Below are 19619 nucleotides of genomic sequence, written 5' to 3' on the forward strand. Positions count from 1 at the left end.
TGATGCCGGTCGTTTGCGCGCCCGACCGTCTCGACCCATGCGCATCGTCATAGCCACGTGGGGATCGCATGGTGACCTGAACCCCGCGCTCGGCCTTGCCGTGGGGCTGCGTGACCGCGGCCATGACGTCGTCGTGGCGACGAGCCCCTTGTACCGGCCCGATGTCGAACGAGCCGGGGTCGGCTTTCACGCCGTCAGGCCGGACATCGATCCTGGCGACTCGGCGTTCATCGCGCGGGTGATGGATGCGCACCGGGGCACCGAGTTCCTGTTCAGGCAGGTGCTGATGCCGGCGCTGGGCGCCGCCGCTGCAGATCTCCGGCCTGCCGTCGCGCAGGCCGAGCTCGTCATCAGCCATCCAGCTACCTTCGCCGTGCCCGTGCTGGCCGAGGAACTCGGGACGATGTGGGCATCGATGGTCCTGGCGCCGATGTCGTTTTTCTCCGTGCACGACGTGCCGGTACTCCCGCCAGCGCCGTGGCTGCGCCGCATCGCGGAGCGATCACCGCTGGTGAGCCGCACGCTCGTGGCGATGGCCCGGAAGGCGACGCGAAACTGGACAAGGCCCGTTGCCGCGCTCAGGGCTGCCAGTGGACTTCCGGCCGGCGGGGATCCGGTGTACGAGGGACAGCATTCTCCGCACCTCGTGCTGGCGCTGTTCTCGCGCGTGCTTGCCGACCCGCAGGCTGACTGGCCCGCACACGTCGTCGTGACCGGCGCCATCCCTTACAACGGCGCAGGCGTGAGCGGGTGGCCGGACGCACTCGAGGCGTTCCTGGCGGCTGGACCGCCGCCGGTGGTCTTCACGCTGGGGACGTCCGCGGTCGGTGCGCCGGGCCGGTTCTACGAAGAGAGCATCGCAGCCGTCCGGGCCGTCGGCTGTCGTGCCGTGCTCCTGGTCGGGTACCAGGGTGCCAGCCGCCTTTCTGCGCCGCTCCCGGATGCCGTCATCGCTGTCGAGTACGCGCCGCATGCCGCGCTGTTCCCACGCGCTGCCGCCGTGGTGCACCAGGGCGGTGCGGGGACGCTGCATCACGCGCTGGCGTCCGGGCGGCCGATGATCGTGGTGCCGTTTGCGCACGACCAGCCCGACAACGCCGATCGGGCCCGGCGCCTGGGTGTAGCTCGTGTGATCAGGCCGGGGCGGTACCGCGCGCGACGCGTTGCCCAGGCCCTGCGCGAGGTGTTGGAGGATCGGGAGATGGCCACCGCGGCGGCGCACGTCGCGGCACGCGTCCGCGCCGAGGACGGCGTCGGTACGGCCTGCGACGCGATCGAACGCCTGCTTGCGCGACAAAGGTAGGGGCAGCTTCCGAGCCGCCCCCAATCACTCCGGCTTGCCGCGATTCAGGACCGGCGACGACGACCGCAGCCAGCGCGGCCAGGCCGAACAGGAGCAACGCGGCGGGCTCCGGCACGTCGAAGTTGTCCGCCAGGAAGAGCTCAGGATCTCAGGAAATTTCCTCAGTCCCTGAGCCCTGTGTTCCTGCGTTCCTGAGTTCCTGTGAGCGTCGCGAGGTAGCCGCGGAACAGGACGTCGTGGGGGCGGCCGTCGAACACCGGGGCGAGCGTCTCGGTGACCCAACTGCGGATGCTTTCGAGTGGCGTGCCGCGGCGCACGGCGTCCTGCACACACGTCTCTGTGAGCATGTAGTCGACGTGGAAGGCGGGCTCGAGAGCCAGCGGAATCTCGAAGGTCTCACCGCGCACCAGCACCAGGTCCGACGCGGCTGCTTCCAGCAGGGATGGCGACAGTGGCCGTGCCTGGCTGGCCGGAAACGGGTAGCGCGCGATGAACGCCTCGAACCAGGCATCCAGCCGATCCGAATCGACGAAGGAACGACCCGGCGAGAAATCGTAGACGGCGAGCAGGCCGCCTGGTGCAAGCACACGCACCGCTTCGGCGAAGGTCGCGTCCAGATCGCGGGCGTAGTTGAGTGAGCCGGCAGCCGTGAGCAGGTCGATGGAGTGGTCGTCGAATGGCATCGCCTCGCCACCCGCGGTCACAAACAGCGCACCGGGTACGACTCGTGCCGCTGCGCGCACCATCGACTCGGCCGGATCGAACCCCACCGACATCCTGGCCAGCGACGCAAGCGGGCGCGTCGACAACCCGGCACCGCAGCCGATGTCGGCGGCCCGGTGCACGACGGCGCCATCCATCCAGACGCGTAGCTGATCGATGACGCGAGGGTGGACGGCCGGGCGACTTGCCGCGTACCCGGCGGCCATGAAGTCGTCGCCGAACGGGTTGGCCATGCGCGCCGATTCTATCGGACAGCTGCCGGGGGTTCCTCCCCAGCGGGCCGAAAATTCCCTGCCGAAAGGTACCGGGAACACCAGTTGCCGCAGCAATTCGTGGACCTCGTGCGTGGCCCGCGCCTTGCACAATCGGGTTGTGTGCCCGGTGCCGGCCTGCGCGACGCTCCCTCCTCATCGCTGCGACAGGTCGCGCCGCCGTGGCATGGTGATGCGGAGTCCCAGGCGGTCGACCTCGACCTGCTGCGCAGGTACGACCGTCCGGGCCCGCGCTACACCTCGTACCCGACGGCCGTGGAGTTCCACGAGGGCGTGGACGCCGGCAGGTACGCCACGCACCTCGCGGCCGCGGCCGCCAAGCCGGATGCGCCGCTGTCCCTGTACGTGCACCTGCCATTCTGCGAGTCTCGCTGCGCCTTCTGCGGCTGCTCGGTCGTCGTCACCAGGAAACGCCAGGTCGCCGAGCAGTACCTCGAATACCTGTTCCGCGAGATCGGCATGGTGGCCGAGGCCCTCGGCAGGCGGCGTCAGGTGGTGCAGTACCACTGGGGCGGCGGCACCCCCAGCTATCTCTCGCCCGACCAGATGCGGGCGCTGCACCAGGAGGTCGGACGCCACTTCGCGATCGATCCGGCTGGCGAACTCGCGCTCGAGGTCGATCCGCGCGTCACGTCGTCTGAACAGATCGAGACACTGAGCGCGCTGGGCTTCAACCGACTGTCGCTCGGGGTCCAGGACTTCGACCCGGACGTGCAGCAGGCCATCCATCGGATCCAGGGCGTCGAGGCGACGCGAGCGCTCGTCGCGCATGCCCGGGCGCTCGGCTTCGCTTCGATCAACGTCGACCTGATCTACGGACTCCCGCGCCAGGACGTCGATTCGTTCGGCCGGACCGTCGAGACGGTCATCGACATGCGCCCGGACCGCGTGGCCGCGTACTCGTTTGCGCACGTCCCCTGGATCCGTGCCCATCAGAAACTGCTGAACGTCGAGGAACTGCCCTCGGCCGATCGCAAGCTGCAACTGTTCGTGGCCGCGCGCGCTCGCTTCCTCGCCGCCGGCTACCGGCCCATTGGCATGGACCACTTCGCGCTGCCCGATGACGACCTGGCTCGTGCCGCCGAGGCCGGCACGCTTCACCGAAACTTCATGGGGTACACGACGCGGCCCGCTCCCGACATGGTCGGATTCGGCGTCTCGGCCATCGGCGACGTGGCTGGCGCGTTCGTGCAGAACACCAGGAAGCTGAGTGCGTACTACCAGGCCATCGATGCCGGCCGCCTGCCCGTTCAACGCGGCTACGTCCTCGACGAGGACGACGTCGTGCGGCGCCACGTGGTGACGCAGCTGATCTGCAACCTGCAACTGGACACGCGCGCGACCGCACGACGATTCGCCATCGAGTTCGACACCTACTTCGCGATCGAGCGGCGTGAACTCACCGAGGGGCCGATCGCCCACGGCTTCCTCCGGGACGAGGGCGGAGTCCTGCGCGTCACTCCGACCGGCCGCCTGTTCGTCCGCAACATCTGCATGATCTTCGACCGGCACCTGCGCGAAAAGCGCGGCGACGCGCCGGTCTTCTCGAGGACCGTCTAGCCATGTCCGTCGCGATCGACACTCACCGCGCCCCAGCCTGGTGCAAGCTCCCCGCCCCCACCGCCCGCGTCGTCGAGCACGCGTTCGATGCCCCACCGGTCGGGGTGCTCCTGTTCAACATGGGCGGCCCCGGGACGCTCGACGAGGTCGAGCCGTTCCTCGTGAACCTGTTCTCGGACCGCGACATCATCGAGCTGCCGATGGGCGCACTGCTGCAGCCCGTGGTCGCGCGCATCATCGCCAGGGCGCGCGGCAACGGCGTGCGTCGCAACTACGCGTCGATCGGCGGCGGGTCGCCGCAGCTGCGGCTCACGCGTGCGCAGGCGCTCGCGCTCAACGATCGGCTCGACCGCGTCACCGGCCGCCGGCACATCGTCGAGATCGCGATGCGATACTGGCAGCCCGACACCGATACCGCGTTGCAGCGGCTCGCGTCCGAGGGCGTCTCCAGGCTCGTGACGGTCACGCTGTATCCGCACTACTCGCGGGCCACGACCGGTTCATCGCGCCGGGAGCTCGATCGTGTGCTTGCGCAGCCGCAGTGGCAGGGCCGGTTCGACGTCAGCCACGTCGACGCGTATCCCGATCACCCGCTGTACCTCGACGCGATGGCAGACAATGTCCGCCGCGCCCTCGACGGCTTCCCGTCCCACCGCCGCAACCACGTGACGGTGCTCTTCAGTGCGCACGGCCTGCCCAGGAAGTTCGTGGACGAAGGCGACCCGTACGTGGAGCACACGCATCGGACGGTGCAGGGCATCCTCGGCCGTGTCGCCATGCCGAACCGCCACGCGATCGGGTTCCAGTCACGAACCGGTCCGGTCACATGGATCGGCCCCGGTACCGAGGAGGTCCTTCGCGACCTCGGCCGGCAGGGTGTCAAGGAAGTCCTCATGGTGCCGGTCTCGTTCGTCTCCGATCACATCGAGACCCTCTACGAGGTCGACCAGTTGTTCAAGGACGATGCAATGGCCGCGGGAATCCTGGACTATCGCCGGAGCGAGGCGCTGAACACCCACCCGCTCTATATCGAGGCCCTCGTCGATCTCGTGGGTCGGCAGTTCGCCGTCGCATGAGCCCGACCGACAGCGCCACGGCGAGACGGCGCGTCGCCATCGTCGGCGGCGGCATCGCGGGTTTGTCCGTCGCGCACGCGCTCCTCGCGCAAGGGGCGGGCGCGCAAGGAATCGCCGTCTCCGTGCTGGAACGCGCGCCGCGTCCCGGAGGCCACATCCGGACGGAAAACGTCGACGGGTTCCTGTGCGAGTGGGGGCCCAACGGCTTCCTCGACAACGCACCGGCGACGCTGGCACTCGCCAGGGATCTGGGGCTCGACGCGCAGTTGCAGCCGAGCGACGACAGGTCCCGCACGCGGTTCATCTTCCGCGGTGGCCGAGTCCTTCCCGTGCCAGGCGGCCCCGTGGGCCTCGTCGGCAGCCGCCTGCTGTCGTGGCCGGCCAAGCTTCGCCTGGCGATGGAGCCCTTCGCGCGACCGCGGCCAGGCGGAGACGAGACCATCCACGCGTTCGCCTCGCGCCGCATCGGCGTCGAGGCCGCCGACGTGTTGGTGGATTCCATGGTGTCGGGGATCTTTGGCGGCGACGCCCGTGAGCTCTCGTTGCGCGCCTGCTTTCCGAAGATGTGGACGCTGGAGACAGAACACGGCGGCCTGGTCCGCGCGATGATCGCCCGCCGACGGCAGCAGCCTCGCCGTCGCGGCGAGGCCATGGGGACACCACTCGGGCGACTGACATCCTTTCGCGGTGGCGCAGAGGATCTCGTCCGCGGACTCACGACACGCCTCGGTGACGTCGTGCGCACTGGCGTCGAGGTCTGCCAGATGACCGGGGGCCTTGGCCGGTACCAGCTGAATATCGATGGACAGGCGCCAGTCGAGGCCGACGCCGTCGTGCTCGCGAGCGGCGCGGCGACGACTGCAACGATGGTGCGTGCGCTCGACACCCCACTGGCAGACACGCTCGAGGCGATGCCGACCGCCTCCATGGTGGTCGTGTGCCTCGGGTACGCAACGTGCGCCGTCGGACATCCGTTGAACGGCTTCGGCTACCTGATTCCCCGAAACGAAGGTATGCGTACGCTCGGCGTCCTGTGGGACTCGTCGGTCTATCCGGGCCGCGCCCCTGAGGGCCACGTGCTGATGCGCGTGATGCTGGGTGGGGCGACCGACCCGGACGCCGTGGATCTGGACGATGCGACGGTGCTCGATGTGGTCCGAAGGGAGTTGAGGGTCGCGATGGGCGTCGATGCGACGCCACACATCGTTCGGATCGTCCGCCATCGCACGGGCATTCCGCAGTACACCGTCGGGCACCTCGATCGCCTCGCGCGTGCCGAAGCCCGACTTGCCAGATGGCCAGGCCTGGTACTGGCGGGCAACGCCTATCGCGGTGTGTCGATCAACGCGTGCATCGCCGATGCGCAGACCGTCGCGACCCGCGTCCTCAGCCACTGCGCCGCCGTGCGCACCGAGCACCGACCGACTCGACTCGGCGTGTAGGCGTCGGGTGGAAAGGGACGGCGACCGGGAGTCGGGAGTCGGGAGTCGGTCACCACCACGATGTAGGCGTCGAGCTTGCTCGACGCTCAGCGCCTGCCTCGCCGTAGCGGCCTGCCGCGGAGGCGGGTTCTGCGTTCGTCTACAGCGTCCCGTCGGGCAGCCGCCCCGCGCTCATCGCCTCGAGCTGCACGTCCGTGAACGGCGCGTCGAACAACGACGCGTCGTCGTGCAACGCACGGAACAGGTGCGCGATGTAGTGCAGCCGTGCGGCGAGTCCGCTCCAGTCCGCGGCGCCGCAATCCAGGGCGCAGGGCTGATTGCAGCCGAAGCGGTGCAGCACAGCGAGGAGTTCGTCGCCCGCCGGTCCGGACAGGCTGGGAGCACCGGGCAACTCGAGGTTGTGTCCGAGCCACGCGACGCGATCACCCGGCAGGCGCAGCGTCATCAGGGCGGACGTGATCACTTCTCGCACCAGTGCCCGTGCCGCGCGGGCCAGTGGCCACGCGGCGCTTCCGAGCAGCCATGCGAGGGGCGTGCGCGCGACCGCAGGCCATCGACTCGCCCCGGGACTGAGCGCCTCGAGGATCCGTAGTCCCGATTCACGGAGCTCGAACATCGGCGCGTCCAGGGCTTCGAGGATTTCCGGCTGCAACCGTGTCTGCTCGTGCCAGCCGATTTCCAGGTTGGCCAGGTACAGCGCCTGCGCCCGTACCGCCGGGGCGTCCTCACGCATCGCCACGGCGTAGCGGTTGAACGCCCGCCGCAGGAGCCGCTGCCCGTCCGGCGGGTCCCCGTCGCGCAGCCCACCGATGAAGGCTTCGAGGGCGCCGCCCGAGTCCGCTGTCGTGCCGATGCCAGCCGCGAGGAAGCGCGCGAACTCGCGACCGATCTCTTCGAACACCTTGCGGTTGCCGCGCGCCACCGCATCGCTGGCGTGCTCGAACGGATCGAGTGGTCCCTGGATGGCGCGCACGACGCGGCCGAGCCGGGTGTCGGCGTCGTACAGGCCGCGTGCCAGCAGGACGCGCCAGAGCGAGTGAATGGGATGCAGCCACCGCGCCGGCAGGCGCAACCGGCCGCGCAAGGTCTCGAGCAGGTCTTCGCCACGAATCGTCTGGCCTGCCTGCCGCGACGCCCACGTCGCGAAGACGCACCAGTTCGTACCACCGCCGGTACGGGCCGCGAAAGCCGAGGCGAGCGCGTGATAGGCCTGGGTGATGTGCAGGTTGCGCAGCGGCGCCCGGTCGATGGCGCGGATCCGGTCGATGGTCTCGACCGAGGGCAGGGTCGCACCTGCGGTCGGGATGGCCGTCATATCGGATGAAAACGCCGCACCGTCGGCGGCCGCACACCAGGGGCGAAGTTTGCAGTTCCCAAGTCGTCACCACTCGGCCTAGATTGCCGCATGCATCGTCGCGACTTCCTCTCCCACGCCGCCGCCCTCGGGGCGGTCTCGCTGCCGTCGCTCACGTCTGCCCAGGCGCCGGCGGCACCCGCTTTACCGGCACGGCGCGCGGAGCCCAATCCGTCCCCGTCTGGACAGCCGCTCTCCGTGCGGGTCGGGATGACCGACTGGAACCTTGGCAAACGTGGCGACATCACGAAGATTGCCTTGGCGCGGGAACTGGGGCTCGACGGCATCCAGGTGAGCCTGACGTTTCCCACCGACGGCAGCCCGCACCTGCGGCAGCCGGAGACACAAGTGGCGTTCAAGCGCGCCGCGCTCGAGAACGGCGTGCAGATCTGCTCGCTCGCCATCGGCAATCCGGGCAAGTCGCGGCTGCCGTTCCACACCAACCCGGCCTCCGCCATCCTGCTGGTCGAGGCCGTGGAGGTGGCGCGGAGCATCGGCACCACCAACATCCTCCTGCCCATCCTCGGCGACAGCCACATCGACATGACCAGCCAGGCGCAGGTCGACACTTTCGTTGCGATGATGAAGGAGGTCGCGCGCTACGCCGAGAAGGCAGGCGTTGTCGTCGGCCTCGAGGACTGGATTTCGGCCGCAGACAACCTGCGGCTGCTCGATGCGATCGGATCGGACGCTGTCGGGGTCTACTACGACGCGCGCAACATCAAGGCGAAGGTGCACGACCCGTACGGTGAGCCGGCGATGCTCGGCGCACGCATCCACCAGGTCCACATCAAGAACGGACCGCAGCTGATGCGTGACGCGGAGCAGCTCGACTGGCCACGCCTGGCTCGCGAGTACGAGGCCATCGGTTACCGTGGCTGGTACGTGCTCGAGACCGGCTCGCCGAGCGGCGATTTCGTCGCCGACACGAAGGCCAACATCGAGTACGTGCGCCGCACGTTTCGCATGCCGACGTAGTTCTCAGGTCTTGGGAGGAGAGAGGACGGAGGAGAGAGGACGGAGGACGGAGGTAGGGGCGAGGTCAGAGGGCGGCGGAAGGACGAGCTGGTACGAACCGCGGACAGCTTCGAAGGCCGAAGGCCGAACGCCCAAGGCCGGGAATAGCCGATGGCGTTGAGACAGGCGACACGCGACGAGCAGACGGTGCGGCAGGTGCTCGAAGGCACCGTCGAGGCCCTCGAACAGGACGACTCGGTCAGCCGCGCTCTCGCGTGCGAGGCCGTGGAGGTGCATGCCGATGGCTGGTCCGGCTGTCGCGATCGCCTGATCGAGGACCTCCTGCAGGCCGAGGACTGGCTCGATCGCGAGACCGCGCTCGCGCAACTACCGGGCGCGCCGGTGGACCAGGACGACGATCTCGACTTCATGCCGAGCCACCCGACGGTCGCGCTCGTGCAGAGTGCGATGGAGGAGCGGCTCGACCTGGTCTCCGCGGATGCGTTCGACATCCGCGACGTCCGCTGGCTCTCGACGCTGTACCACCGCCTGCGGGCTCGCGTGCGCGGGAAGGCGCCCTTTCCCGAGCATGCCCGCCTCGAAGACTTCCGCTTCGAACTCGCCGATCGTGCGTCGGTGGCGCTCGTCTCCGACTGGGGTACCGGCGGGCGCCACGCCGCGGCCGTCGCGCGCCAGATTGCGCGGCGCGATCCCGATCACGTCATCCATCTTGGTGACGTCTACTACTCGGGCACGCCCCGCGAGGTCCACCTGCACTTCCTCGACATGTGGCGGGCGCATGGGCCGTCCCGCGCGCGGTACTGGGCCCTCAATGCCAATCACGACATGTATTGCGGCGGTTACGGGTACTTCGGCCATCTGCTCCCGGCGATCGGGCAGCCGGCAAGCTATTTCAGCCTCGGCAACGCCGCGTGGCGGCTGATCGGCCTCGACACAGGCTACGTGAACGGCTCGTTCACGACGCCCCAGATGACGTGGCTGGAGGCGCAGTTCGCCGGCCGGGCGCGGCCCATCCTGTTGACCCACCACCACCTGCTCTCGGCCTTTCGCAAGCGTGGCAGCGCGCTCGAGCAATGGCTGGAACCCCACCTGGCCGCAGGGCGGTTCCATGGCTGGTTCTGGGGGCACGAACACCACCTGGTCGAATATGCGGACCATCGCGGCGTCAGATGCCGGTGCATCGGTCACGGCGCGCTGCCGTACGTGCCCCCCGACCTGCTGACGCGACGACACCCCGTCGACATCGTGCGCATCGAGACACGGAGGTCGCCCACCGACCTCGCGCGCGGCATGCACGGCTTTGCCCTGCTCACGTTCGATGGCCCGGTGCTCCACATCGAGTACGTCGACGAGGAGGGAGGCACGGCGTGGGCAGAGAGATGGGATTAGAGAGAGGTCTTGTAATGCCGCGATGCCGCGATGCCGGAATGTCGAGACCTCGGAGGACGACATCCAAGGTGCCAACAACACATGGGTCTGTCTCGACTTGGCGATGGTATGCCGAAGGCTCTGTGCCCTCGACATTGCGGCATTCGCGGCATTCCCGGCATCCGTGGTTTCTATGAGCCGACCGCCCATGCGGGCGGGTTCTGCAGGCGATACAGCATCTCGCCGGCCTTGCGGACCAGCAGCACGCCCTCATCCTCGCGGTTCGCGAAGGACTCCACATCGACGGTCGCCGGGTCGCGGTACCCGAGATTGATCTGGTGGCAGATGTGCTCGGGGATCTGGCTGGCGACGGTGACCTTGATGCGGCACTGTTCGGCGCCGTTCTCGTAGGTGCCGATGCCACGCACGTGCGTCGAGTGCGCGATCACGCCCCACGGCATCTGCCCGAAGCGATCCCACTGGCTGCGGAAGTAGTCGCGGCAGTGATAGCCGATCTCGAGCAGCAGGCGGCCGTGCGTCACCGATACCTGGGAGATGTGCGGCGCGTAGATGATCAACTCGCCGCCGTCGGCGACGACCGGCTCGAGCTTGTACATGCCTTTGCCGCCGGTCCAGAGGTCCTCGTACATCTTCGGCACGCACGACAACACCGTGTGATACGCGCGCTCCTTGTAGACGATGTGCGTGCGCCGCGAGACTTCGCTGGCCTCGGTCCACGCCGCCTCGGGCGTGCCGCCGACGATGGCGGCGAGCGAACCGTCGGGACGGACCACCATGCAGAAACACGTCTTGGGCACCGTCACCAGCGCGCCTGCGGCATCCACGATCTTGCGCACGGGCGTCCACTTGCTGCCGATGATCATCGGGTTGGTGACGACCGCCCCGAGCCAGTGGAAGAAGTTGAGGATCTCTGGGCCGCCGACGCCCGGGAACAGGTACTTGTTCCCGCCCGAGAACCCGACCACCTCGTGAGGAAACACGGGGCCGATGATGACGATGCGATCGTACTGAAGGACACGGCGGTTGATCTCGACCGGCACGTCGATCGAAAAAGCGCCGTCGGTGAGTTCGTGGATGCGTTCGGCCGAGAGCACGCCGACAGGCTGCAGGGCGGCGGGGTTGTCCCACTCGTGGTTGTAGAACGCCACCTCGCGGTACCGCGTCTGCCGTTCCGCCATCGTCATGTCGAGGCGACGGCAGATCGCCTCCTCCGACATCGGCTGATGCGTGCCGAGCGCGATCATCACATCCAGCGAAGAGACGACGCCGGACAACTGCTCGTGGAGGAGCCGGAACACGAGCCCGACAGGGGCGGTCCGCGTGCCATCGGGGACGATGGCGAGCACGCGCTTGCCGCGCAGGCCGTCGGCGGCGCAGGTCTTCGCCAGGACGTCGGCCACGGCGTCAGGCGAAACGGACGTGTCAGGGCCGGCGATGGCGGACGAACCTTGCGAAGCGTCGGTCACGGTAGGGCGATCATAGCGAATAGTGACGAACTCTGAACGTCGAACGTCGAACCCGCCTTCGCGACACGTCGCTACGGCGAGGCAGGCGCCGGACGCTGAGGGACGCCGCCTATAGCCAATGCCGAATCCGCCTTCGCGACACGTCGCTACCGCGCGGCAGGCGCTGAGCGTCGAGCAAGCTCGACGCCTACACCACTGGTGTCGACCGCCGAATCCCGAATCCCCAGGCCCGAGGCCCGGATCGTCAGGCCTGAGGCCTGAGACCTGAGACCTGAGACCTGAGACCTGAGACCTGAGACCTGAGACTTGAGACTTGAGACTTGAGACCTGAGACTTGAGACTGAGCCTGACCGTAGGCCGCAGGCCGCAGGCTGCAGGCTGTAGGCTGGAGGCGGCAGGCCTACCCGAATTCCGGGCCGATGATTGCGAAGAGGCGGGTGAGATCAGCGGGTGGGCGCCATTGGCCGCGATACATGCGCGTGAAGGGACGCTGCGCCTGGAAGCCGAGCGCCTCGACCGCCTGTCGCCACTCCGCACGATCGTCCGCAACGTCGACCATCACCGCATCTTGGCCGTGTGTCGAAAGCACCGCGCGGACCAGTCCGGCGGCGACGTTTGCCGTCGGCGCGATCACCGGCCCGAGGTGGATCGCGGCGTAGCCCGGTCGCCCAAGGACGGCGCCTTCGATGCCGCCGGCGCCGTCGTAGACCCACGCCAGTTCCGGGGCACCGCCGTGTAGCCAGGCGAGCATGGCGCCGCGGTCGAGCCCGCTGGCCTGGCCATCAAGGAGCGCGATGGCGTCGTGGTCCGCAGATGTGGCTCTTCGAACGCGCGACAGCGGATTGCGTTCGGACGCGCGAACGGGTTTCACAGGCGCCGGTTCTCTCCGCATTCGGGTCAACGTCGTGTCGGCGCGAAAGCCGAGCGCTTCGTAGAGCGGCCGACCGAGTGGCGTGGCGTCGAGCCCGACCGTCGTGACGTCGGCGACGTGCGCCAGACCGCGCCGCAACAGCGCGGTGCCGATGCCGCTGCCGCGATGAGCCGGGTCGACGAGCACCATCGCGATCCACGCCATCGAGGCGGGTACCGGGTGCCGGGTTCCGGGTTCGAGATGACGCAGTCCGAGGTTCTGGTCATCAGCCCCCGGGATCGGGTGCGGGGTGACGGTCGCCGGGTCCTGGATAGCGGGAACCGGGTGCGAGAACCGTCGAGCAAGCTCGACGGCTACGTCGTCGTCATTTCGGTCGAGGCGTTCGTCGCTCTGGCGGCGGCCGAGGCGAGCGTCGCCGTCCCGGTCGTGGCGGGCGTCGCTGTCCCGGCCGGTCATCGTCTCCGTCTCGCGATGCGCGGCGGCATACCGCACCGTCGCGACCGAGCCGATCACGACCCCGGCCTCGTCGGTGGCCACCGTTGCGCCGTCCGGCGTGAGCCTGAGAAACTGCTCCCAGTCTCTCGCCAGCTGGTTCCAGTGACTCAGCCGGCAGAGGCGCAGACCCGCGTCGACGTCGTCTCGGGTCATGCCGCGGAGAATCACCGATCGCGATGCGTTCACGCAGACAGGCTACCGCCGGGCAGGTCCGGCGGCTACACCCTCGAGCGCGTAGCGTCCGAGCGCCTCCGGTTCCGACCCGGACATCGGCGTCACCCCCCATCGAGCGCACGCGCTCGGCGATGACCGGCATCGCCACGCGATGGGGAACTCATGCAGGAGCGTTCGGCGTTCGACGTCCAGCGTTCGTCTCCGGTTTGCCCGGCGGATAGAATGCCCCCGATGCCTGCTTCAACGCCGCGATGGCCGACCTCCATCGCCGACGACACTCACCTCGACGACCTGCTCAGTACGCCGAGCCTTGCCGCCATCGACGCCATGCGTCAGCTCGAGGGCGACCTCATCGTTCTCGGCGTGGCCGGCAAGATGGGGCCGACGCTGGCGCGCATGGCTCGCCGCGCGTCTGACGAGGCTGGGGTGAAGCGCCGCGTCATCGGCGTCGCGCGTTTCACGGACACGACGCATGAAGACCTGCTCCAGGCCCACGGGGTCGAGACGATCCGGTGCGACCTGCTCGACGAGGCCGCGGTTGCCCGCCTGCCCGATGCGCCGTTGGTGGTCTACATGGCCGGACGCAAGTTCGGCTCGACCGGGCTCGAGTCGCTCACCTGGGCGATGAATGCCTGGCTGCCCGCGGTGGTGTGCCGGCGCTACGCAGCAAGCCGCATCGCCGCCTTCTCGACCGGCAACGTGTACGGGTTGACGCCCGTGGGTCACGGTGGCTCGCAGGAAGGCGACGCGGTGTCGCCGGTCGGCGAGTACGCCATGAGCTGCCTCGCACGGGAACGGATGTTCGAACACTTCAGCCGCAGCCACGGTACCCCGGTCAGCATCCTGCGCCTGAACTACGCGACCGAGATGCGCTACGGCCTGCTCGTCGACCTCGCACGCAAGATCGCCGCCGGCAGCTCCATCGAGCTTGCGATGGGGCACGCCAACGTCATCTGGCAGGGCGATGCCAACGCGATGTCGCTCGTAGCGCTGTCTCACGCGTCATCGCCGCCTTACGTTGTCAACATCGCGGGACGAGACGAACTCTCGGTGAGGGAGGTGTGTCTCGCCCTCGGTGCCCGGCTGGGACATGAGGTGCGTTTCACCGGTGCGGAGGCTGGCGACGCGCTCCTCAGCAACGGCTCGAAAGGCTGGACCGATCTCGGGGCGCCGCAGGTCGAACTTGCGCAACTGATCGACTGGACGGCCGACTGGATCTCGCGAGGTGGCGCGAGCCTCGGCAAGCCGACCCATTTCGAATCACGGGACGGGAGGTTCTGACGTGGACGTCGCCGTACGCACCGCCCTCGATCGCGGCGTCGCCATCCCCGCGCATCCGCTCGCGCTGACGCCCGAAGGGCAGTTCGACGAGCGACGCCAACGCGCGCTCACGCGTTACTACGTGGCGGCCGGTGCGGGTGGCCTTGCCGTCGGCGTGCACACGACGCAGTTCGCGATTCGTCGCGCCGACGTCGGGCTGTTCGAGCCCGTCCTTGCACTCGCCCGCGAGGAGATGGATCGCGCCGACGCCACAAGGACGACGCCGCTCGTGCGCGTCGGCGGCGTGTGCGGCGACACGCGGCAGGCGTGCGCGGAAGCCGACCTGCTCGTGTCCCTTGGCTACCATGCCGGACTCCTCAGCCTCGCCGCGCTCTCGACAGCCGACGACGACACGCTCGTGGCGCATTGCAACGCCGTCGCTGCGCGCATTCCGGTCATCGGTTTCTATCTGCAGCCCTCGGTGGGAGGGCGGCGACTGTCGTACGCGTTCTGGCGCCGCTTTGCCGGGATTCCTGGCGTCGTGGCAATCAAGATGGCGCCGTTCAATCGCTACCAGACGCTCGACGTCGTCCGTGCCGTCATGGACGCGGGCCGCGACGACATCACGCTCTATACCGGCAACGACGACAACATCGTTGCCGACCTAGTCACTGCATTCCCCGGCTGCGACGGACGTATGCGTCGGATTGCCGGGGGCTTGCTCGGCCACTGGGCCGTCTGGACTTCCGGGGCCGTGGCGCTGCTGGCCGAATGCCAGGCCGCATCGCGTGCGTCGGCGGTGCCTGCGACGCTGCTTGCGACAGGCATCGAAGTCACCGATGCCAATGCCGCGTTCTTCGACGCCGCCAACGCCTTCGCCGGCTGTATCGCTGGCATCCACGAGGTGCTGCGGCGCCAGGGCTTGCTCGAGACCACACGCTGCCTCGATGCACACGAGGTGCTCAGCCCGGGACAAGCCGACGAGATCGATCGCGTGTACCGCGCCTACCCCCACCTGGCCGACGACGCCTTCGTGGCGGCGCATCTCGACGACTGGCTGCGGTGATTCAGGCCGCACGACTCGCCCTCGCAGTCATCGCGTACGTCTGCCTGGCGATGACGGTCGCGTGCACCGCGACCCAGGCGCAGCCTCGGCCGGCCGCTGCTGATGGACCCGCCGATCTCCTCGTCGTCCACGGCAAGGTCGTCACCGTCGATGCGCGGTTCACGATCGCGGAGGCTGTCGCGGTGCGCAACGGCCGCATCGTTGACGTCGGTACCGACGCGCACGTCCGGAGACTGGCGGGGCAGGCCACACGGGTGATCGATGCCCGCGGTCGTACCGTCATTCCGGGCCTCATCGACAGCCATGTGCACGCGATCGGCGCCGCACCCGTCGAGGCCATCACCCCATTCCGGACACTGGCGTCCATCTCCGAAGTGCAGGCCTGGCTGCGAGATGTGGCGCGACGAACCCCGGCGCCGTCATGGGTGTGGTCCACGCGCGTCTACCCGACGCGGTTGCGCGAGGGACGATTCCCTACCCGACTGGAGCTTGACGTCGCCGTACCAGACCGTCCGGCGGTGGTGGACGGCGCCTACGCGTTCGTGCTGAATACACAGGCACTCGCGGCCGCAGGCGTCACCGCCGACACGCCCGACCCGCCGGGTGCGGTGATTGTTCGTGGGCCTGACGGCACGCCCACCGGCTTGCTGCGGAACGCGGGGAGCATGCTCGCGCGTTTCCGCCCGGCCGCACCGGCTTCCCTGCCTCTCGACCAGATCGAGCGGCTGCACCGGGCCTACCTCGCCACCGGGATCACGAGCATCGTGGAACGAGGGGGAAGCGTCGGCGGGTTTCGCACCTACGAAGCGCTCAAGGCCGCCGCCCGCCTGCGCATCAGGTCGACGATCACGCTGATGCTGCCAACCGGATTGCGTGCGGAGCAGGCGGAAGCGGCCGTCGCGGCGATCGACCTCGCGCCACGTGCGGGGGACGACTGGTTGAAGGTCGGGCCGCTCAAGATCACCGTCGACGGCGGCATCCTGCTCGGCACCTCGTACATGCGCACACCGTACCCGGCGTCGTCACGTGCACTCTACGGCGATCAACCTTCGTCCTACCGCGGTGTCCTCTCGACGAGCGCTGAGGCCATTCGCGCGGTCATGATCGCGGGGCACGCGCGCGGCTGGCAGATGTCGGCGCACGTCACCGGCGATGCCGGCGTGGACGCGGTGCTCGATGGCTTCGAGGCCGCCCAGCGCGCCATGCCTCGTGCCGACGCGCGGCACACGCTGATCCATGCCTACTTCCCGAATCCGGAGACGGCCCGCCGGGTCGCGGCGCTCGGCGTGCAGGTGGATACGCAGCCCGCGTGGTTCTACAAGGACGCGGACGCGCTGGTCGGGGCGCTCGGCGTGCCCGGGCTGGCGCATTTCATCGGCCTGCGGACATGGCGCGACGCGGGTGTCCGCGTGGCCATCAACACCGACCACATGTTCGGCGCCGATCGGGACTCGGCGATGAATCCGTTCAACCCGTTCCTGACGATGGCGACCGCGGTGACGCGCCGGACCGAGTCAGGTCGGGTGATTGGCGCTGGCGAGGCAGTCACGCGAGAAGGGGCGCTACGGATGATGACCATCGACGCGGCGGCCATGACCTTCGACGAGGGCAGTCGCGGGTCCATCGAGGTAGGGAAGCTGGCCGACCTGGCCATCCTGTCCGAGGATCTGCTGACGTGCCCGGACGATCGCATCCGGGCCATCACCGCCGACATCACCATCATCGGCGGCGTCATCGCCCACCAGAGACATTAGGGCAATGCCGGAATGCCGCGATGCCGCGATGCCGAACGTCGCCGCCGGCCTGGTCGGCCGGCGCCGTCTTCATCACGGAGCCCCAGAAACGATGTTGGCCCCTTCTTTCATCCCACGCGGCACATGCTCCACTACCTGGCTCGGCGACCATGTCCCCGGCGCGCGCGGCGTAGTCCACGTCGCCGCTGATCCCTCCGCGGCCGCGACAAGGTCGGTGACGGCGGCGCGATTGGCCGCAAGCACCTCATTGACATCAGCCTCGGACCTCGAGTGCTCCAGCTTCACGTCCGCCTTGGTGCGGGGCCGCATTCCAGCGTCAAGTCGCATCGATGCGCGCGACCGCCAGTTCGGGACGATCGAGCCAGTACTCCATGCGCCCGAAGGGAGTGCGCTGGTAGTGATGCAGACTTCCCTCCCATTCAATCATGTATCGACCGCCGGCGGCTTGGCGCAAGTCGGCCGCCTCTTCAGTGAACAGCGACTCATCACGTGCGCCCGCCGCGTCGTCAAATGACTGCGGGGGCGTGCAGCGTACTCGGTCGACGAGAAAATCGCAGAACCCATCTGACTTGTTCGCCGTGCGCGTCGGAAGGACCACGTTGATGGACAGGTCATTTGAATTGGTCGCCTTGTCGAACTTGCTCGTGACGTAGCGAATGCCGAGCACATCCCTTCGCTTGAGCACCCAGCGCATCAACAGCTGAGCAATCAGGTACTCAGGCGGATCGGTCGCCGCAGGCTGCTGCTTCTGGACGGTACTCGCCATCAGTAGGGGCCAGAGCGAGAGATAATCGACGAGTTCGCTCTCGACGTCGTCAAGATACGGAGAGTTCGTGATCGCGCGGGGATCGATCTGTACGACTCCTTCCAGCTCCGCAGCCGCAGTGAGCGGCTCGAGATAGGAGGCGTGATTGGCTGGAAGGTCGAGAAAATATTCATCACCGCGCATGTCGATCTCGAATCGCGCCATCCGACACGACTCGAGCGATGGCCTCTGACACTCGAGCCAGCACACGTAGACGTTGTTGCCGAGGTAAATGGCCGGCCGTCCAGGGGGACTGAATCGGTACGAAGCTGCCTTCTTCTGAAACGGAAGGTGGAACACATCCCGTCTCGTCTTCGCCTCACTCCAAGTGGTAAGGCGATACCATGACCGACTGCCTACCACTTTGTACGCATGACGGAGGCTCATGATTTTGAGCGTGCTCAGGTGCTCGTCGAGGATGTCTTCCATGAGTTGCCACGCCCGGTCATGACGTCCCTGTCGCGTGCAGTCGATGACCGCCTCGAGCGTGCTCGACAATTCGCGCATCCAATACAGGCGCTCCGCCAGTCTGTCGGCGAGCTGCCCACCAAACTGCTCCGTCTGCTCAAAGAAGTGGCGCAATTGCACGCCGAGATGGGCTCCAAAGTCACCTGCCTGACGCGCCTTCGGAATCTCGAACGCTGAATCGCGCAGGACGGCAAGGTTGTCATCGCCAATCGTGAGTGCCATTACCGAACTCCAATCCAGCCGGGGCTGCAGTGGGGCAATCGCCGTTTGTTCGCGCGACGTGCTAACGTTCGCGGCTCACCCGCAGCCGGTCATCGTCACTCGACTGTCTGGTGCAGCCGCTTGTTAGGCGCCACGCGCGCATCGAGTTCCCTCAGGACTTCATCGACCACTTGATCGAGTCCCCTCGGAAACCCGACGCCGTGCTGTTCCTCGTCCGCCAAGTATACGAGCGCATGCTGAGGATGGCCTGGTATCCAGGCTTCGTATTTGGCGTGCCAGAGACGCAGGTGAGTGTCCAGCTGATTCAGCTTCGACGCCAGCCTGCCGCGTCGACCATCTGCCCCTCGGGCAGTGCGGTATGTGAAGTCGGCGTGAAGCCATTCCGTCATAGCTTGATAGAGAGGACGGATTGAGTGCTTCGTCATGCTGCGAATGAAACCGTGAAGATCTGATTCATCGGGCGTGAAGTTATCGAATGCGTCAGTGAAATGTCGTTCAAATCCCGACTGATCCGGCCCAACGTCTGGGTGAGTCTTACTCAGCATTCTTTCGAGACGCTCGACCAGTTGCGCCTGAACATGAAATGCTTCGTAAGAAGCATGAAGTAACGAAGCGAGCTCAAGCAATTGCCGTAAGCGCTCCGCGCGTCGATGCCGCCATGCCTCCCACGCCTCTACACCAAGCTTCGCTAGATAACCCAGAGCCGCGATGACTCCGCCGATCACCGCCGCCCCAAACCACTCCGGGAGGGTGTTAATGTCTGGCATTCGGAACCTCGTTGCTTCGCGATCCAAGTCAGGCGCCCTAAACGGCTAGCGTTCACCAGCGGCCGCTCGCTCACCATTGCAGCCGAGCGGCCGTTCTGGTGCAACGCGTGTCAGGCCGCCTCCCCTGACAACAACTCGCTTCGGATCGCTCGAATCGTGGGTCGTTCGTCGAAG

15 protein-coding genes and 1 pseudogene are annotated in these 19619 nt (G+C 67.6%); 9 read left to right on the plus strand and 7 right to left on the minus strand.

All coding sequences use genetic code 11. The annotated features are described in order from the left end of the window. The first annotated feature begins 37 nt into the window (after positions 1 to 37). Positions 38 to 1303 carry a glycosyltransferase gene (locus LuPra_RS09015; protein WP_110170434.1) on the plus strand — a complete coding sequence of 422 codons (1266 nt, stop codon included), beginning with the start codon at positions 38 to 40 and terminating at the stop codon, positions 1301 to 1303. 61 nt (positions 1304 to 1364) lie between these two features. Here LuPra_RS09015 and LuPra_RS34360 read toward each other — a convergent pair. Then, a pseudogene (locus LuPra_RS34360) lies at positions 1365 to 1436 on the minus strand (PEP-CTERM sorting domain-containing protein); the annotation flags it as partial. A gap of 28 nt (positions 1437 to 1464) precedes the next feature. Next, positions 1465 to 2259, minus strand: a complete 795-nt coding sequence (locus LuPra_RS09025; RefSeq protein WP_110170436.1) for a class I SAM-dependent methyltransferase — start codon at positions 2257 to 2259, stop codon at positions 1465 to 1467. 84 nt (positions 2260 to 2343) lie between these two features. Between LuPra_RS09025 and hemN the strand changes: the two genes are divergently transcribed. From hemN to hemG, 3 genes are read left to right on the plus strand one after another with little or no spacing between them, the layout of a single operon-like run. Continuing rightward, positions 2344 to 3858, plus strand: a complete 1515-nt coding sequence (hemN, locus tag LuPra_RS09030) for an oxygen-independent coproporphyrinogen III oxidase (protein WP_157898926.1) — start codon at positions 2344 to 2346, stop codon at positions 3856 to 3858. A gap of 2 nt (positions 3859 to 3860) precedes the next feature. Next, positions 3861 to 4934: a ferrochelatase gene (hemH, locus tag LuPra_RS09035; RefSeq protein WP_110170438.1), complete on the plus strand. Its 1074-nt coding sequence runs from the start codon at positions 3861 to 3863 to the stop codon at positions 4932 to 4934. Then, on the plus strand, positions 4931 to 6376 hold the full coding sequence (gene hemG / locus LuPra_RS09040) for a protoporphyrinogen oxidase (protein ID WP_110170439.1): 1446 nt from the start codon (positions 4931 to 4933) through the stop codon (positions 6374 to 6376). Before hemH ends, hemG begins: the two co-directional genes overlap by 4 nt. Positions 6377 to 6515: 139 nt before the next feature. Here hemG and LuPra_RS09045 read toward each other — a convergent pair whose 3' ends face one another. After that, the gene (locus LuPra_RS09045; protein WP_110170440.1) at positions 6516 to 7691 is read right to left on the minus strand and encodes a hypothetical protein; all 1176 of its coding nucleotides are present in this window, start codon (positions 7689 to 7691) and stop codon (positions 6516 to 6518) included. Positions 7692 to 7781: 90 nt separating this feature from the next. Between LuPra_RS09045 and LuPra_RS09050 the strand changes: the two genes are divergently transcribed. Continuing rightward, positions 7782 to 8708 (plus strand): sugar phosphate isomerase/epimerase family protein, encoded by a 927-nt coding sequence (locus LuPra_RS09050; RefSeq protein ID WP_110170441.1) that lies wholly within the window; start codon positions 7782 to 7784, stop codon positions 8706 to 8708. A 150-nt stretch (positions 8709 to 8858) separates the two neighbouring features. Further along, positions 8859 to 10097: a metallophosphoesterase family protein gene (locus tag LuPra_RS09055; RefSeq protein ID WP_110170442.1), complete on the plus strand. Its 1239-nt coding sequence runs from the start codon at positions 8859 to 8861 to the stop codon at positions 10095 to 10097. 170 nt (positions 10098 to 10267) lie between these two features. Here LuPra_RS09055 and LuPra_RS09060 read toward each other — a convergent pair whose 3' ends face one another. Together LuPra_RS09060 and LuPra_RS09070 are read right to left on the minus strand one after the other, a co-directional pair. Further along, on the minus strand, positions 10268 to 11497 hold the full coding sequence (locus tag LuPra_RS09060) for a lactate racemase domain-containing protein (RefSeq protein WP_234800799.1): 1230 nt from the start codon (positions 11495 to 11497) through the stop codon (positions 10268 to 10270). Positions 11498 to 11963: 466 nt separating this feature from the next. Further along, on the minus strand, positions 11964 to 13115 hold the full coding sequence (locus LuPra_RS09070; RefSeq protein ID WP_110170443.1) for a GNAT family N-acetyltransferase: 1152 nt from the start codon (positions 13113 to 13115) through the stop codon (positions 11964 to 11966). Positions 13116 to 13334: 219 nt separating this feature from the next. Between LuPra_RS09070 and LuPra_RS09075 the strand changes: the two genes are divergently transcribed. The 3 genes from LuPra_RS09075 to LuPra_RS09085 are packed head-to-tail and all read left to right on the plus strand — an operon-like array spanning position 13335 to position 17183. Continuing rightward, positions 13335 to 14384 carry an NAD-dependent epimerase/dehydratase family protein gene (locus tag LuPra_RS09075; RefSeq protein WP_110170444.1) on the plus strand — a complete coding sequence of 350 codons (1050 nt, stop codon included), beginning with the start codon at positions 13335 to 13337 and terminating at the stop codon, positions 14382 to 14384. A gap of 1 nt (position 14385) precedes the next feature. Continuing rightward, on the plus strand, positions 14386 to 15429 hold the full coding sequence (locus LuPra_RS09080) for a dihydrodipicolinate synthase family protein (protein ID WP_110170445.1): 1044 nt from the start codon (positions 14386 to 14388) through the stop codon (positions 15427 to 15429). Further along, positions 15426 to 17183, plus strand: a complete 1758-nt coding sequence (locus tag LuPra_RS09085) for an amidohydrolase (RefSeq protein ID WP_110170446.1) — start codon at positions 15426 to 15428, stop codon at positions 17181 to 17183. Before LuPra_RS09080 ends, LuPra_RS09085 begins: the two co-directional genes overlap by 4 nt. Before the next feature lie 316 nt (positions 17184 to 17499). On the opposite strand, the gene LuPra_RS09095 is transcribed toward LuPra_RS09085, so the two are convergent. Both LuPra_RS09095 and LuPra_RS31730 read right to left on the minus strand, forming a co-directional pair. Continuing rightward, positions 17500 to 18678 carry an RES domain-containing protein gene (locus LuPra_RS09095; protein ID WP_110170448.1) on the minus strand — a complete coding sequence of 393 codons (1179 nt, stop codon included), beginning with the start codon at positions 18676 to 18678 and terminating at the stop codon, positions 17500 to 17502. Between the two features lie 95 nt (positions 18679 to 18773). Then, positions 18774 to 19445 (minus strand): hypothetical protein, encoded by a 672-nt coding sequence (locus tag LuPra_RS31730; RefSeq protein ID WP_157898928.1) that lies wholly within the window; start codon positions 19443 to 19445, stop codon positions 18774 to 18776. Positions 19446 to 19619 lie beyond the last annotated feature (174 nt).

Origin of the sequence: Luteitalea pratensis, assembly GCF_001618865.1 — a bacterium.
GTDB lineage: Bacteria > Acidobacteriota > Vicinamibacteria > Vicinamibacterales > Vicinamibacteraceae > Luteitalea > Luteitalea pratensis.

What these genes read in the sequence shown, in the direction of transcription:
- LuPra_RS09025 (WP_110170436.1), bottom strand. Translation starts at nt 2,259, where the DNA reads ATGGCCAACCCGTTCGGCGACGACTTCATGGCCGCCGGGTACGCGGCA.
- LuPra_RS09050 (WP_110170441.1), top strand. Translation starts at nt 7,782, where the DNA reads ATGCATCGTCGCGACTTCCTCTCCCACGCCGCCGCCCTCGGGGCGGTC.
- hemG (WP_110170439.1), top strand. Translation starts at nt 4,931, where the DNA reads ATGAGCCCGACCGACAGCGCCACGGCGAGACGGCGCGTCGCCATCGTC.
- LuPra_RS31730 (WP_157898928.1), bottom strand. Translation starts at nt 19,445, where the DNA reads ATGCCAGACATTAACACCCTCCCGGAGTGGTTTGGGGCGGCGGTGATC.
- LuPra_RS09095 (WP_110170448.1), bottom strand. Translation starts at nt 18,678, where the DNA reads ATGGCACTCACGATTGGCGATGACAACCTTGCCGTCCTGCGCGATTCA.
- LuPra_RS09045 (WP_110170440.1), bottom strand. Translation starts at nt 7,691, where the DNA reads ATGACGGCCATCCCGACCGCAGGTGCGACCCTGCCCTCGGTCGAGACC.
- hemH (WP_110170438.1), top strand. Translation starts at nt 3,861, where the DNA reads ATGTCCGTCGCGATCGACACTCACCGCGCCCCAGCCTGGTGCAAGCTC.
- LuPra_RS09075 (WP_110170444.1), top strand. Translation starts at nt 13,335, where the DNA reads ATGCCTGCTTCAACGCCGCGATGGCCGACCTCCATCGCCGACGACACT.
- LuPra_RS09015 (WP_110170434.1), top strand. Translation starts at nt 38, where the DNA reads ATGCGCATCGTCATAGCCACGTGGGGATCGCATGGTGACCTGAACCCC.
- LuPra_RS09055 (WP_110170442.1), top strand. Translation starts at nt 8,859, where the DNA reads ATGGCGTTGAGACAGGCGACACGCGACGAGCAGACGGTGCGGCAGGTG.